Source organism: Pseudomonas sp. 10S4 (assembly GCF_034344865.1).
Lineage (GTDB): Bacteria > Pseudomonadota > Gammaproteobacteria > Pseudomonadales > Pseudomonadaceae > Aquipseudomonas.
Genome location: NZ_CP133774.1, coordinates 2117258 through 2130621, shown reverse-complemented (window position 1 = coordinate 2130621; position 13364 = coordinate 2117258). Strand labels below are relative to the sequence as shown.

Genomic DNA, 13364 nt, shown 5'->3' with positions numbered 1-13364 from the left:
TTCGGGGTTTTTAGTGAGTTTTATCAACTCAGCCGATCATCAGAAGATGTTGATCGGGTAATCCACGAACACACGTACTTCGTTACCGCTGACGTTGTACTCGCTGGATTTCTGCGACACGCGCAGGATCGAGCTGCGCAGTTTCACGCTCAGGTCTTTGGCCGGGCCACTTTGCACGACGTACTTGAACTGGTTGAAGATCTCGCGCTCGGTCCCGCCTTCGCTGGTGGACGTGGTGATGTTGTCACCGCGCACATAGGCGAAGTTGTAGCTCAGACCCGGCACGCCGAAAGCGCCGAAGTCCAGGCCGTAGCCCAGTTGCCAGCTGCGTTCGTCTTCAGCATTGAAGTCGGACCAGTAAGAGTTGGACAGGTAGATGGTGTTGCCACCGTCGCCGACACGACCCTGGTCTTTCTGATAGCCGCCGTAGGCGTAGCCCAGGTTGCTGTCGCCAGTGCTGCGCTGGTGAGCAACGGTGAACGAGTGCGGGCCGGTGGCAAAAGTCGCTGCCAGGCTCCAGATCTTGTTGTCGTCGCCGGTGATACCGTTTTCACGGACGTAGGAATCGTCCAGCTTGGTGCGGTAGCCGTTGAAGTCCAGGGTCAGGGACTGATCCTTGTCGATCGGGAACACGTAATTGGCGTTCACGTATTGCTTCTTCAGCACGTCTTCGACGTCGGAAGCGTAAACCGCAGCCTTGAACTGTTCGGTGAACTGGTAGCTACCGCCCAATACGTTGATCGACTTCAAGCCACCACTGTCACGGCCTTCAGCGCTCTTACGCGATTCGGCGGTGAAGCGACCGGCGTTCAGCACCAGGCCCTGGATCTCTTTGGAGGTGATCAGCGTGCCGGTGTAGCTTTCTGGCAGCAGGCGCGAGTTGTCGTAGTTCAGCACCGGCAATTCCGGCATCTGGTCGCCGTAGGTCAGCGTGGTGCTGGACAGACGGAACTTGACCGCTGCGCCGCCCTTGGAAAGGTCGTTGGCCGGGCTGCCGCTGTCGCCCTTTTTGAAGAAATCGATACCTTGGGCACCGCTGCGATCTTCGCTGCGCTCCAGGTTAAGTGCGTACAGACCGAAAGCATTCACACCGACACCGACGGTGCCTTGGGTGAAACCGGACGAGAACGTACCGATGGCCGCTTGGCCCCACTCGGATTTATCCGGGTTGCCGTCTTTGTAGTCACGATTGATGTAGGCGTTGCGCAGCAGCACTTTGAGGCTGCTGTCTTCAACAAAACCCTTGGATTCGGCCTGGTCGTTAGCCATGGCTTGTGTAGCGCTCAACATCCCCAGAGCGATCAGGCTGATTCGCTTGTTCAACATATTATTTTCCTTATTACCGGTTGATACGCGCTGTGCCGAACGGCTGAAACGGCGCTGTCGCGCTCTTTTTTCACCCAAAAACAAAAAGGCCCGCCCACGAAAAATCGCGGCGGGCCTTTTATTGTTTTGTGAGTCGTGGCGGTCGGCCACAGGCGTTGGCGCGAATCCTATCCGCGCCCTTAACCCTGTGTCAATTTCATGAATCGTCTGTGAATAGGTGAAAAACGTCTAAGAAATCAGTTGCCTGCGAGCGCCAGTTGCACGGTATGGCTGTCAACGAACTGCTCGAAGTGGGTGACTTTGCCATCGGCCAAGGTCCACAAATGCGCGACGCGCGCATTCATCGGGCGGCCGGTGGCTTTGTAGGTTCCGCTGTAGTTGCCGTAGGCAAACACCTTGTCGCCCTGTGCGACGTAGTTCTCGACCTTGAACTGAAAACCTTCCCATTCGGTGGCCAGGCGCTTGAAGACGTTTTCGACGATGGCGTCGAAACCCACGTAGGTGCCGGCGTAGGGGAAACCTGCAGCCTCGGTCCATTGCGCATCAGCGGCCAGGGCGGCGGCGGTGTTGCGCGCGTTTTCCTGGGAGTTCGCGCCTTCGTAAGTGCTTTTGATCAGGCTCAGGTTATCCATGGGTCACTCCAGGTGAAATCAGTGGGCGCAGCCGTCGAGGCCACAGGCTTGAAGCTCGGACGAAGACGCTTGGGTTGGCAACGACTGACGCAGCCAGGCCGCAAAGGCTTCTGGCTTGCCCAGCCATGGGCCGATGTCGATCAAGGTGAATTGGCCATTCTGTTCCAGGGCGAAGGTCGGGAAGCCTTGGCCGCCGACTTTGGCTAACAGTGCGCGGCTTTCCTTGATGTGGTGATCGGTCCCGGCTTGCTCGTAAGCGGCCTGGAACGCTTGAAGTTCGAGGCCCAGACCCTTCGCGAGTTCAAACAACACCGCTTCGTCGGCGATACGTCGCCCTTCCACGTAATGGGCGGTCTGCAAACGGCCCAGCAATTCCAGTCCACGGCCGGCGATCTGCTCGGCGGCCAGCACCGCAGCCGTCGGCGGTGTGGAATCGAAGACTGCGCTTTCATCGCGCAGCAATCCTTCGAAATAGGCCTCACCGAACGGCTGGCCGGTGTATTCGGCGATGCGCCGATCATGGGGCATCACATAGTTGCGCAATTGTGGCGAGACGATCTGGCGATTGGCGCCGCTCATCATCCCACCTCCATGGGCAATCACTGGCAGGACGGTTTGGGCCGCTTGCACCAACGGTTTTGCCCCGTAGCACCAGCCACACAACGGGTCGTAAATGTAATGAAGGATCATGGGAAGGCTCCGGCAAAGAAGTAGGAAAACTCGATGCCGGCAGACTAGTCCTCAGGCCGTTGCGGAAAAACGCCGGAATGGATTTCAGTCTGTTTCAAGAATCGGTCGAATGCCTGGGGTGACCGACAACCGCAACGACTTGAGCCCGAAGCGGACCCGACCAGACTCCACCCAACCTGTGGGAGCGGGCTTGCTCGCGAAGAGGCCGTGTCAGTCGATAGAGATGTCGCCTGACAGACCGCTTTCGCGAGCAAGCCCGCTCCCACAGTTGATCTCCAGTGATCAAAAAAATCTTCGCCCATAAAAAAGCGCCGCCTTCCCGGCAGCGCTTTTATCAATCCGTTGTTTTTCTTTTTTATCCTTCCATCACATCCCACAACGCTTCCAGCTCCGCTTCGCTGAATAAACCAGCGGGGTAGCGCTCGATCATCATCCGGCGCGGATCAGGTTCTCTGATCTGACGCGTTCCATTGGATTTCAACCAGTGCGCAAGGATCTGGAGCGATTCGCTATTGACTGCCAGGGGATGCAATGTCCGCTCGCTCACTACATTCACTTCGGCGTTCATTTCAGCGCTCTCTCCCGGTTTGTGAGCGGCTAACTTATCCAAGGTTTATGACAGAACATCGCAGCTCTCCCCTCCCTGTTTTGCACCATCACAGATACAAGAGCTGTGCCAATATTTCTTAGGTGTCGATGAGTGGATACAAAAAAGCCCGCAGTCCTGACGGGCTGCGGGCTTTCTCTCATGCGCTGTGCGGCAATTGCTGCCTGGTTGAATATGCAATCAACTCAAGCTGTTACAACCCCACTCACTCCTTGTGCGGCGCGGGCTGCTGTTGGGTAAGGCAGTGGATGTTCCCGCCTCCCAGTAACAGTTCGCGGCCCGGCACCATCACCACTTCGTGCTGCGGAAACAGGCCCTGAAGAATCTCTTTCGCCGGGCCATCCAGCGGGTCGTCGAAGCTTGGTGCGATGATGCCGCCGTTGACGATCAGGAAGTTCACGTAGGAACCGGCCAGACGAACGGTCGGATTGCGCTCCTGTGTGCCGTCCACCGGATCGACACCCGCGCACTCTTCCTCGGTTGCATACAGCGGCCCCGGAATCGGCATTTTGTGCACCGTGAATGGGCGACCTTTGGCGTCGGTGCTGCTTTCCAGCACTTTCATCGCCGCCTGGCAGCGCGGGTAGTTCGGGTCCTGCGGGTCATCGGTCCAGGCCAGCAATACTTCGCCTGGGCGCACGTAGCAGCAGAAGTTATCCACATGACCGTCGGTTTCGTCGTTGAACAAACCGTCCGGCAGCCAGATGATTTTATCCACAGCCAGATTCGCGCTGAGCACCGCTTCGATGTCTGCACGGTTGAGGTGCGGATTACGATTGCGGTTGAGCAGGCATTCTTCGGTGGTGATCAGCGTGCCTTCGCCATCGACATGAATAGAACCGCCTTCGAGCACGAAGCCCTCGGTGCGGTAGCGCTGGCTGCGCTCGATCTCAAGGATCTTGCCGCCCACCTGCGAGTCACGGTTCCACGGCGAGTACAGACCGCCATCAAAACCGCCCCACGAGTTGAAGTCCCAGTTCACACCACGGACTTCACCACTGTTATTGATGACGAAGGTTGGGCCGGTGTCGCGGACCCAGGCGTCGTCGCTGGACATCTCGACAACACGAATATTCGGCACATCCAGACGGGCGCGGGCGTTTTCGTACTGACCGGCGGAAACCGCGACGGTCACCGGCTCAAAACGGGCGATGGCCTTGGCCACTGCGACGTGTGCGGTTTGCGCCGGCTTGCCGCCGAGGCGCCAATTGTCCGGGCGCTCGGGCCAGATCATCCAGGTCTGGGTTTGTGCTGCCCACTCGGCCGGCATGTAGAAGCCGTCGTCGCGTGGGGTGCTGTGTAATGTGGTCATGGGATCAGGACTCCAGGGAACCGTCGAGGGTTTTGATCGCATTGTATAGGTTCGGGCGACGATCACGGAACGAGCCCCAAGCACTGCGGATGTGCTCCAGCTCGTCGAGGTCGAAACTTTGAACCAGCACGCCTTCTTCGGTCTGGTTGAGTTCCTGGACCTTCTCGCCAAACTGGTTGGCGATGAACGACGAGCCGTAGAAGGTAATGTCGTAGCCGTCCTGCTCTTCGTTGCCGATGCGGTTGCTGGCGATCAGCGGCATCAGGTTGGCGCCGGCATGGCCCTGTTGCACACGCTGCCAGTGGTCACGGGAGGAAATGGTCTTGTCGTGCGGCTCGCTGCCGATGGCGGTAGGGTAGAACAGGATTTCCGCGCCGAGCAACGCCATGCTGCGGGCGCACTCCGGGAACCACTGGTCCCAGCAAATGCCCACGCCGATTTTCGCGTAACGGGTGTTCCAGACTTTGAAGCCGGTATCGCCCGGGTTGAAGTAGTACTTCTCGTGGTAGCCAGGGCCGTCCGGGATGTGGCTTTTACGATAAATCCCGAGGTTGGCACCGTCGGCATCGATGATCGCGATGCTGTTGAATCGCGCGCGGCCGGCCAGTTCGTAGAAGCTGATCGGCAGCACCACTTGCAGTTCTTTGGCGACTTTCTGGAAGTGCTTGATGGCGATGTTGTCTTCGACGGTTGTGGCCAGTTGCAGGTATTCAGGGTTCGGTTTCTGGCAGAAGTACGGAGCCTCGAACAGTTCCTGGATCAGGATGATCTGCGCACCTTTGGCCGCGGCCTCACGGACCAGCTTCTCAGCGGTCTCGATGTTGGCTTCAAGGTCCCAGGAACAAGCCATCTGGGTAGCGGCGACGGTAACGATACGGCTCATGAATCATCTCCTGGGCAATTGCTTGAAGGTCGAGTGTGACGACGACCAATGACAGAAAGAGAAGCACCGGGCGTGGTTGATCACACCGTGGGCAATGGCGACTTTATAGCCGATAAATATCTGCTTTAAAAGCTATTGATATGCCTTCTGTCTAAATTAACCCATATAAAGCCGATAACAATCGAACTTAAACACCATCCCTGCTCGCGATAGCGGTGGCCCAGTCAGCATCAATGGTGCATGTTCCACCGCTATCGCGAGCAGGCTCACTCCCACAATAGGGGTAGGTGTTTACAGGCCCTCTGCGAGCACCTTCGAGAGCATGTCGACAAAGAAATCCACGCTCTGGCGCGAGGTCACCATCGGCGGTTTGATCTTCAGGACGTTCAGATAATCGCCAGTCGGCTGCATGAAAATCCCCAGCTCACGCAACCGGTCACACAGCGCCGTGGTTTCTTCAGTCGCCGGCTCCAGGGTTTCACGGTTACGGATCAGCTCCACACCCAAGTAGAAGCCCGACCCATGTACCGCACCCACCAACGGATGAGTTTCGATCAGCGCTTCAAGCCGTTGCTTGAAATAGCCACCGACGACCTGTGCGTTCTCCCAAAGCTTTTCCTCTTCCATCACATCGAGCACCGCCATGCCGATCTGGCAACTGACCGGGCTGCCGCCCGCCGACGAGAAGAAGTAACCCTCGGCCTCCAGCGCTTCAGCGATTTCCCGGCGGGTGATCACTGCGCCCAGTGGCTGGCCGTTGCCCATGCCCTTGGCCATGGTGATGATGTCTGGCACCACGCCCTGCTCTTCAAACCCCCAGAAGAAGTGGCCCATGCGCCCGTAACCGACCTGCACTTCGTCGGCGATGCACACACCGCCCTGAGCGCGGACCAACGCATACACCTGCTGCAAATACCCAGGCGGCAACGAGATACCGCCGGCATTGCCATAAACCGGTTCGCAGATGAAACCGGCCAACTGGCGTTTCTGCTCGGCGATTTTCGCCAGGTTGTGTTCGACACTGCGCACATAGTCCGGCGCGCTGTCCGGGCCACGGAATTCGCCGCGATAGGTGTTCGGCGCAGTCACCGGATGCACCCAGTCAGGGCGGCTGCTCAAGGCTTTCGGGTTGTCGGCAATCGAGGTCGAGACCGCGTCCGCGCCCACCGTCCAGCCGTGATAGGCCTCGAGCACGCTGAGCATGTCCCGACCGCCGCTGTAGGCCCAGGCCAAGCGAATCGCCAGGTCGTTGGCCTCGCTGCCACTGTTGACCAGGAATACCCGGTCCATGGAATCCGGCGACAACTTCAACAGGCGCTCGGAGAACTCGGCAACCGCCGCGTAGTTAAACCGCGAGTTGGTGTTGAGCATCGACCACTGACGGCTGGCGACGGCAGCCATGCGTGGATGACCGTGCCCCAGCACCGCGACGTTGTTGAGCATGTCGAGGTAGGAGCGGCCCTGCATGTCGATCAGGTGATTGCGCCAGCCGCGCTCGATGCGTGGCGGGTCGACGTAATAGTGTTTTTGGGTGCGGGCGAAACTGGCGTCGCGACGGGCCAGCAATGTCTGCGAATCAAGCTCTGCTTCAGCGTCACAGGCCAGCCCGAGCAAGGCTGCGGGCGAAGGGCACAACGCTTGCCAGGCCGCCGCGCGTGACGGCGTACAAAACAACGGAGCGTTGAGCGAAGCCACACGGCTCAACTGCACGACCAAAGACCCGCTGACCGAACCCAGCACCTGACCTTTGACCAGCGCCGCACCGGTATGCAGCGACGGCGTGACGCCCCACAGACGCACGCTCAGTTGCGGGCCATCCAGTTGCAGCACACCCACTTCCGGCTGGTGGACGACACCGGCAAACGGTGACTCGACCGTCGTACCGTGGGGCACTCGTAGCTCGACGTGCAGCGGGCAAGTGTCCGGTTCTGCGGCACTGTCCGGCCGGGTACGGGACAAACGATATTGACCATAACGGCTAGCCGCCAAACCGTGGGCTGCCGCCGCTTCGGTCAGCAGACGCCGATCGATACCCGCTTGCTCCCAGTTACCAGCCTCGAAATGTGGACTGAGCACGCCCAGATCGATCAAGGCAAACTCGCACCCCACCAGACCCGGCAATAACGGCGCAAACCCTTCCCTGCCAATACTCGGCAGGCTCTGGCCGACGGCGGTCAGGATCGCCGCTTCCATCAGCGCCAACGGCACCGATGTAGCAACGCGGAAAATTTCCCACTCATGAGTGAGATTGTCGCGACTGTAGGCGTTGCCCGGATCGATGCTGACCTGCTGCTCGCCACTGAGCACCAGCACCGCCGCGCGGGCCACGATCAGCGGCCAGAGCGCCAGCAGCTCTTCATACTGCAACGGATTGACCGCGTGATAGGCCTGAACCGCCGGCAAGATGTAAAACGGATCGCCATCGGCGTGATGCAGCAGCGCCGCGCACGTCACCGACAGATCGGTAATGCGCCAGGTACGAATCAGATCGCCAAAATCGATCACCCCTTGCAACTGCCACTGGCGTTTTGAATCCCGCTGCCAGACCACGTTGTCGTCGGTAACGTCCATGTGAATCGCCTGCACCGGCAGCTTCGCCACTAACGGCAGCAAACGTCGTTCTGCCTGTTCGGCGGCCTCGGCAATCAACGCGCGTTGCTGATCATCCTGGATGACTGGCAACAAATGGGCGATCAATGCGTTGGCGTGGCGGGCGTCCCATTGAAGGGTACGTTCAAGGCCTGGATGGTCGAAAGCGGCCAAGGCCAGATCCATTTCGCCGCAGAGCCGGCCAAATCCGGCTACCACCGATCCCGGCAAGTAATCGAGGTGCGTCAACGACTGGCCTTCAATGTAATCCAGCAGCCGCATATGGACAGGCTGACCGCCGACTTCCAGCGAGAGCAGGTCTGCGCCACTGTTGGCTGGAATCACCCGCGGCACATCCACACCGCTATGTTCGGCCAAATGCTTGAGCCCTGCGTGCTGGGCCTGCAACTCGAGCGCCGAGTAGTCGCCACGACAAATTTTCAGGACGAAACGACCGCGATCGCTGTCGACGCGAAAGTTGAGATCCTGCTGACTGCCCAAGGGCTGCAATACCCCGTTCAACCCGTAATGTGCCTGCAACAGCTCTAGTGCTTGCTCCGCGGACACTTGCGGGCTGGGCAAACTGACACGGTGAAGCAACGTGGCGAGCGGCATACAACGACCCCTGAGTTTTATTAGGCGCCTATATCGCCACTGCTCGGAGCGATACGCAACCCCCTTCAAACCGGCGGCCTCTCAGTTGAATTTTCCTACGTACATCAGGGATTACCTGAATTGTCCTCACCCCAACCTGCGGCCAGAATGAACCCTCTCACCTTTAAAGGTACAAACAACCACCATGACAATGCGGCGCCTTGCACTATCAAACAAAAAAATCCGCAACATCGCGCGTCGACTCAAAGCACTTGCAGCCTGGTCCTGTCGCTTCGAAGGGTATTTCCCTGACGACCTCTCTCTCGATCAGAAATACCGCAACTGGAAGATTCCGGTTGTCACGACGCTGGTAGAGGGAAAACAAGCTACTCCTGCCATACGCAAGGAATGCGCTCAGCAGATGATCGACGCAGCCCACCGTATGCTTCAGGCCAGGCCGGAAAACACCATCGACTGTCGAGTAGTCGCGGTCATTTGCCTACCTGAAATGTTTAGCAGCGAAATCTGCATTTACGCCGACCTGGAATACCACAGAGGTCATATACCGTCGCTCGACAGCGAGCTCTGTCGAACTGACAAAAGCCTCGCGGCGGAATGGGGTCTGACGCTTGCGGACAACGTGAAGGAAAGAGGATTGCGCTATACCTATAAGGATACTGACGGACGGCCTTATGAGATTGAACGGTGGTATTTCGGCGAAGTTGATTAACGATCTGAAGACCACAGCCTTTTGTCGATGAATCCGTGGCTTAGAGAATTTTATCGTCTGTACGACCGCACCACTCGCACCGGCCAGCGCTTTGCGCAAGAATGTCGGTCATCAATGCCCATTGACGGAGAAACCCTATGAATGTAGTCACCACCGACCTGCCCGGTGTACTGATCATCGAGCCCAAGGTATTTGGTGACGAGCGCGGTTTTTTTACGAAAGCTTCAACGCCAGGGCTTTCGAAGAAGCGACCGGCCTGGGCGATCAATTCGTACAGGACAACCATTCGCGTTCGCAAAAAGGCGTACTGCGTGGCCTGCATTACCAACTGGAAAATACCCAAGGCAAGTTGGTTCGTGTCACTGCCGGTGAAGTGCTCGACGTGGCCGTGGACATCCGTCGCAGCTCGCCGAACTTTGGCAAATGGGTTTCGGTGCGTTTGTCCGCCGACAATTATCGCCAACTATGGGTGCCAAAAGGTTTTGCTCACGGATTCGTGGTGCTGAGCGAGTTCGCCGAGTTCCTCTACAAAACCACTGACTACTACACCCCGGCGGCTGAGCGCGCCATTCGCTGGGACGACCCGGACCTGGCTATCGACTGGCAACTGGACGAAGCGCCAAAACTATCGGGCAAGGATGCGTCTGCCACGTTCTTCACGGACGCTGAGGTCTTTTCCTGAAACGCTGTCTGAAACTTCATTTCAACAGCACGCCGGCCCCGGTTACGCAGACTGCGCCCGCAACCCTAGGCATAATGCGCCTGTCCCCCCAGGCGCTAGATGCTCATGACTCCAACCCTCCCCCGCAGACCCCGCTGGCGCAGCCTGGCCCTGCTCGCGCTGTGCCTGGCGCCGTTGCTGTGGCCGCTGCAGCATCTGGCCGAGCGTTACTACCGTAGCGAGCTGGCCGGGCAGAACCGTCAGACCCTCGACCTCTACGTCGCCAACCTGCTGGGCACCCTGCACCGCTATGAAGTACTGCCACAGATTCTCGGCGACCTGCCCGCCCTGCGCGCCGTACTGGGCGCGCCCGACGATGGCGTCACTCAGGGCAACGCCAACCGCTTGCTGAAAAACATCAGCGCCCAGACCGGCGCCGAAGTCATGTACCTGATGGACACCACCGGCAAGACACTGGCGGCCTCAAACTGGGACAAACACGACAGTTTCGTCGGGCGTAATTTTTCCTTCCGGCCGTACTTCAGCGAAGCCATGGCCGGGCGGCTCGGGCGCTTTTTCGGGCTGGGCACCACCTCGGCCAAACGTGGTTACTTCTTCGCTGCCGCCGTACGCGAGGGTGAGAAAGTCGTCGGCGTGCTGGTGGTCAAGGTCGATCTCGATCACACCGAAAGCCTCTGGGGCAAAACCCCCGAACAACTGCTGCTGACCGATCACAACGGCGTGGTCATTCTCACGTCGCGGCCCGAGTGGCGTTTTCGCTCCACCCGCGACTTGAGTGATGAAGAGAACAAAGCCATCACCGCGATCCAACCCTACCCGACCCGCGATTCCAGGCCGTTGAAGCTCAACACCAACGCTTGGTTAACCCAGACCCAGCGGATCGAGGAAACCGGCTGGAGCGTCAGCATCCTTGCGCCCCGCACCCTGATCGACCGCCCGGTGCGCACGGTCGTGGCCATCGGTGGCGCGACGCTGCTGGTATTGATGCTGTTGCTCGGTCTGATGATGCAGCGCCGCCGCCATTATCTGGAGCGGATCGCCTTCGAAGCCAAGGCCCGCCGCGAACTCGAAGACCGGGTGGCCGAGCGCACCAGCGACCTTGAAGGCCTCAACCGACGCCTGAAACAGGAAGTGCTGGAACGCGAACACGCCCAGCAAGAACTGGTGCGCGCCCAGGATGACTTGGTACAGGCCGGCAAGCTGTCGGCACTGGGGACGATGTCGGCGAGCATCAGCCACGAACTCAATCAACCGCTGGCGGCGATCCGCAGCTACGCAGAAAACGCCGAAGTGTTACTCGATCATCAGCGCACCGACGATGCCCGCGGCAACCTCAAGCTGATCAGTGAACTGACCGGGCGCATGGCCTCGATCATTGCGCACCTGCGCGCCTTCGCTCGCCGCGATCGCCACGCCCCGGAAAGCGTCGCCCTGCAACCAGCGCTGGATGACGCCCTGGCGTTACTGGCCAAGCGTCGACGGAGCATGGAAGTCGAGCTGATCCGTGACCTGCCAGCCGCCACGCTGTGGGTCGAGGCCGGGGAAACCCGATTGCGTCAGGTGCTCGGCAACCTATTGGCCAACGCCCTCGACGCCCTGACCGAAAAAGGTCCGCCGCGCAAACTCTGGCTGAGTGCCCAATCCACCGCCGACGGCGTCAACCTGTACATTCGCGACAACGGCCCCGGGTTTTGCCTGGAAGCGCTGGGTCGCGCCGGCGAGCCCTTCTACACCACAAAGACCCGCACTCAGGGTCTTGGGCTGGGGCTGGCGATCTGCGACACCCTGATGCGCGCCTTCGGTGGTGAACTGTCGTTCGCCAACCATAAGGAGGGCGGCGCCCTGATTACCTTGAAGCTACGCGCAGGCGCACCCGGCGTGAGCCTGCAACCGTCCGAGGACCGAAGTGCATGACCATCGATAACCGCATCCAGGTCGTGTTGATCGACGATGATCCGCACTTGCGCCAGGCCTTGAGCCAGACCCTGGACCTGGCCGGCCTGAAGATCCTGCCGCTGGCCGAAGCCAAGGGCCTGGCCGGGCAACTGGAGCGCGACTGGCCGGGCGTTGTGGTCAGTGACATCCGAATGCCGGGCATGGACGGCCTCGAGTTGCTGAGCGAACTCCACGCCCAAGACCCGGAGCTACCGGTGCTGCTGATCACCGGCCACGGCGATGTTCCGCTGGCCGTGCAAGCGATGCGCGCCGGGGCCTATGACTTTCTGGAAAAACCTTTCGCCAGCGACGCCCTGCTCGACAGCGTGCGCCGCGCCCTGGCCTTGCGCCGGCTGGTACTGGACAACCGCAGCCTGCGCCTGGCCCTGAGCGACCGCAATGAATTGAGCGCCCGACTGGTCGGGCAATCGGCGCCGATGCTGCGTTTGCGCGAGCAAATCGGTGCACTGGCGGCGACCAGGGCCGACGTGTTGATACTCGGTGAAACCGGTGCCGGTAAAGAAGTGGTGGCCCGGGCGCTGCACGACTTGTCGAGTCGTCGTAACGGCCCGTTCGTGGCGATCAACGCCGGGGCGCTGGCCGAATCGGTGGTGGAAAGCGAGCTGTTCGGTCACGAGCCCGGCGCGTTTACCGGCGCGCAAAAACGCCGCATCGGCAAGTTCGAATTCGCCAATGGCGGCACGTTGTTCCTCGATGAAATCGAAAGCATGACCCTGGATGTGCAAGTGAAACTGCTGCGCATGTTGCAGGAGCGCGTGGTCGAACGTCTCGGCGGCAATCAACTGATCCCGTTGGACATCCGCGTCATCGCCGCCACCAAGGAAGACCTGCGCCAGGCCGCCGATCAAGGGCGCTTCCGGGCCGACTTGTATTACCGGCTGAACGTCGCACCGCTGCGCATTCCACCGCTGCGCGAACGTGGCGAAGATGCACTGGTGCTGTTCCAGCATTTCGCCGACGAAGCCAGCACCCGCCACGGTTTACCGCCCCACGAACTGCAGCCGGGGCAACGGGCGCTGTTGCTGCGTCACGCCTGGCCGGGCAACGTGCGCGAACTGCAAAACGCCGCCGAACGCTTTGCCCTGGGACTGGAACTGGAACTGGACAACAGCGCGCCGCAGGGCGGCGTCAGCACCACGGTGGAAGTGGTTAGCGGTGGCCTGAGCGAGCAGGTGGAAAACTTCGAAAAAACCCTGATTGCCGCCGAACTGGCGCGCTCTCACAGCTCGGTGCGCAGCCTCGCCGAGGCCTTGGGCATTCCGCGCAAGACCCTACACGACAAGCTGCGTAAACACGGCCTGAATTTCGCCGACGGTGGCCCCAGCAGCCAAACCGACGACCTTGATTGAATCCAACCGCAGAG

General features: G+C 59.8%; 10 protein-coding genes and 1 pseudogene. 4 read left to right on the top strand and 7 right to left on the bottom strand.

Features of this window, described 5'->3' with window-relative positions; all coding sequences use genetic code 11:
• Positions 1 to 39: 39 nt before the first annotated feature.
• The 7 genes from RHM58_RS09905 to RHM58_RS09875 all read right to left on the bottom strand — a co-directional run bounded on the left by RHM58_RS09905 (position 40) and on the right by RHM58_RS09875 (position 8654).
• The gene (locus RHM58_RS09905; RefSeq protein ID WP_201199757.1) at positions 40 to 1326 is read right to left on the bottom strand and encodes an OprD family porin; all 1287 of its coding nucleotides are present in this window, start codon (positions 1324 to 1326) and stop codon (positions 40 to 42) included.
• Positions 1327 to 1562: 236 nt separating this feature from the next.
• Positions 1563 to 1958, bottom strand: a complete 396-nt coding sequence (locus tag RHM58_RS09900) for a nuclear transport factor 2 family protein (RefSeq protein ID WP_322270220.1) — start codon at positions 1956 to 1958, stop codon at positions 1563 to 1565.
• An 18-nt stretch (positions 1959 to 1976) separates the two neighbouring features.
• Positions 1977 to 2648, bottom strand: a complete 672-nt coding sequence (locus RHM58_RS09895) for a DsbA family protein (protein WP_201256636.1) — start codon at positions 2646 to 2648, stop codon at positions 1977 to 1979.
• 355 nt (positions 2649 to 3003) lie between these two features.
• Positions 3004 to 3216 (bottom strand): hypothetical protein, encoded by a 213-nt coding sequence (locus RHM58_RS09890; protein ID WP_123598111.1) that lies wholly within the window; start codon positions 3214 to 3216, stop codon positions 3004 to 3006.
• 244 nt (positions 3217 to 3460) lie between these two features.
• A complete protein-coding gene (gene aguA / locus RHM58_RS09885; protein ID WP_322270219.1) occupies positions 3461 to 4567 on the bottom strand; it encodes an agmatine deiminase in 1107 nt (368 codons plus the stop codon).
• 4 nt (positions 4568 to 4571) lie between these two features.
• The gene (gene aguB / locus RHM58_RS09880; protein ID WP_201199751.1) at positions 4572 to 5450 is read right to left on the bottom strand and encodes an N-carbamoylputrescine amidase; all 879 of its coding nucleotides are present in this window, start codon (positions 5448 to 5450) and stop codon (positions 4572 to 4574) included.
• Positions 5451 to 5741: 291 nt separating this feature from the next.
• Complete coding sequence (locus tag RHM58_RS09875) at positions 5742 to 8654, bottom strand: aminotransferase (RefSeq protein ID WP_322270217.1); 2913 nt, start codon at positions 8652 to 8654, stop codon at positions 5742 to 5744.
• 184 nt (positions 8655 to 8838) lie between these two features.
• On the opposite strand from RHM58_RS09875, the gene RHM58_RS09870 reads away from it, so the two are divergent.
• The 4 genes and pseudogenes from RHM58_RS09870 to RHM58_RS09855 all read left to right on the top strand — a co-directional run bounded on the left by RHM58_RS09870 (position 8839) and on the right by RHM58_RS09855 (position 13350).
• The gene (locus RHM58_RS09870) at positions 8839 to 9363 is read left to right on the top strand and encodes a DUF3916 domain-containing protein (RefSeq protein ID WP_322270216.1); all 525 of its coding nucleotides are present in this window, start codon (positions 8839 to 8841) and stop codon (positions 9361 to 9363) included.
• 137 nt (positions 9364 to 9500) lie between these two features.
• Positions 9501 to 10045, top strand: a pseudogene (gene rfbC, locus RHM58_RS09865) (dTDP-4-dehydrorhamnose 3,5-epimerase).
• A gap of 105 nt (positions 10046 to 10150) precedes the next feature.
• Entirely contained in the window at positions 10151 to 11959 is a 1809-nt protein-coding gene (locus tag RHM58_RS09860; protein ID WP_201199746.1) for a sensor histidine kinase, read from the top strand.
• Positions 11956 to 13350 carry a sigma-54-dependent transcriptional regulator gene (locus RHM58_RS09855; protein ID WP_201256637.1) on the top strand — a complete coding sequence of 465 codons (1395 nt, stop codon included), beginning with the start codon at positions 11956 to 11958 and terminating at the stop codon, positions 13348 to 13350. The genes RHM58_RS09860 and RHM58_RS09855 overlap by 4 nt, the downstream gene beginning before the upstream one ends.
• Positions 13351 to 13364 lie beyond the last annotated feature (14 nt).

Coding starts and splice junctions, on each gene's coding strand:
- RHM58_RS09905 (WP_201199757.1), bottom strand. CDS start 1,326: ATGTTGAACAAGCGAATCAGCCTGATCGCTCTGGGGATGTTGAGCGCT.
- RHM58_RS09900 (WP_322270220.1), bottom strand. CDS start 1,958: ATGGATAACCTGAGCCTGATCAAAAGCACTTACGAAGGCGCGAACTCC.
- RHM58_RS09895 (WP_201256636.1), bottom strand. CDS start 2,648: ATGATCCTTCATTACATTTACGACCCGTTGTGTGGCTGGTGCTACGGG.
- RHM58_RS09890 (WP_123598111.1), bottom strand. CDS start 3,216: ATGAACGCCGAAGTGAATGTAGTGAGCGAGCGGACATTGCATCCCCTG.
- aguA (WP_322270219.1), bottom strand. CDS start 4,567: ATGACCACATTACACAGCACCCCACGCGACGACGGCTTCTACATGCCG.
- aguB (WP_201199751.1), bottom strand. CDS start 5,450: ATGAGCCGTATCGTTACCGTCGCCGCTACCCAGATGGCTTGTTCCTGG.
- RHM58_RS09875 (WP_322270217.1), bottom strand. CDS start 8,654: ATGCCGCTCGCCACGTTGCTTCACCGTGTCAGTTTGCCCAGCCCGCAA.
- RHM58_RS09870 (WP_322270216.1), top strand. CDS start 8,839: ATGACAATGCGGCGCCTTGCACTATCAAACAAAAAAATCCGCAACATC.
- RHM58_RS09860 (WP_201199746.1), top strand. CDS start 10,151: ATGACTCCAACCCTCCCCCGCAGACCCCGCTGGCGCAGCCTGGCCCTG.
- RHM58_RS09855 (WP_201256637.1), top strand. CDS start 11,956: ATGACCATCGATAACCGCATCCAGGTCGTGTTGATCGACGATGATCCG.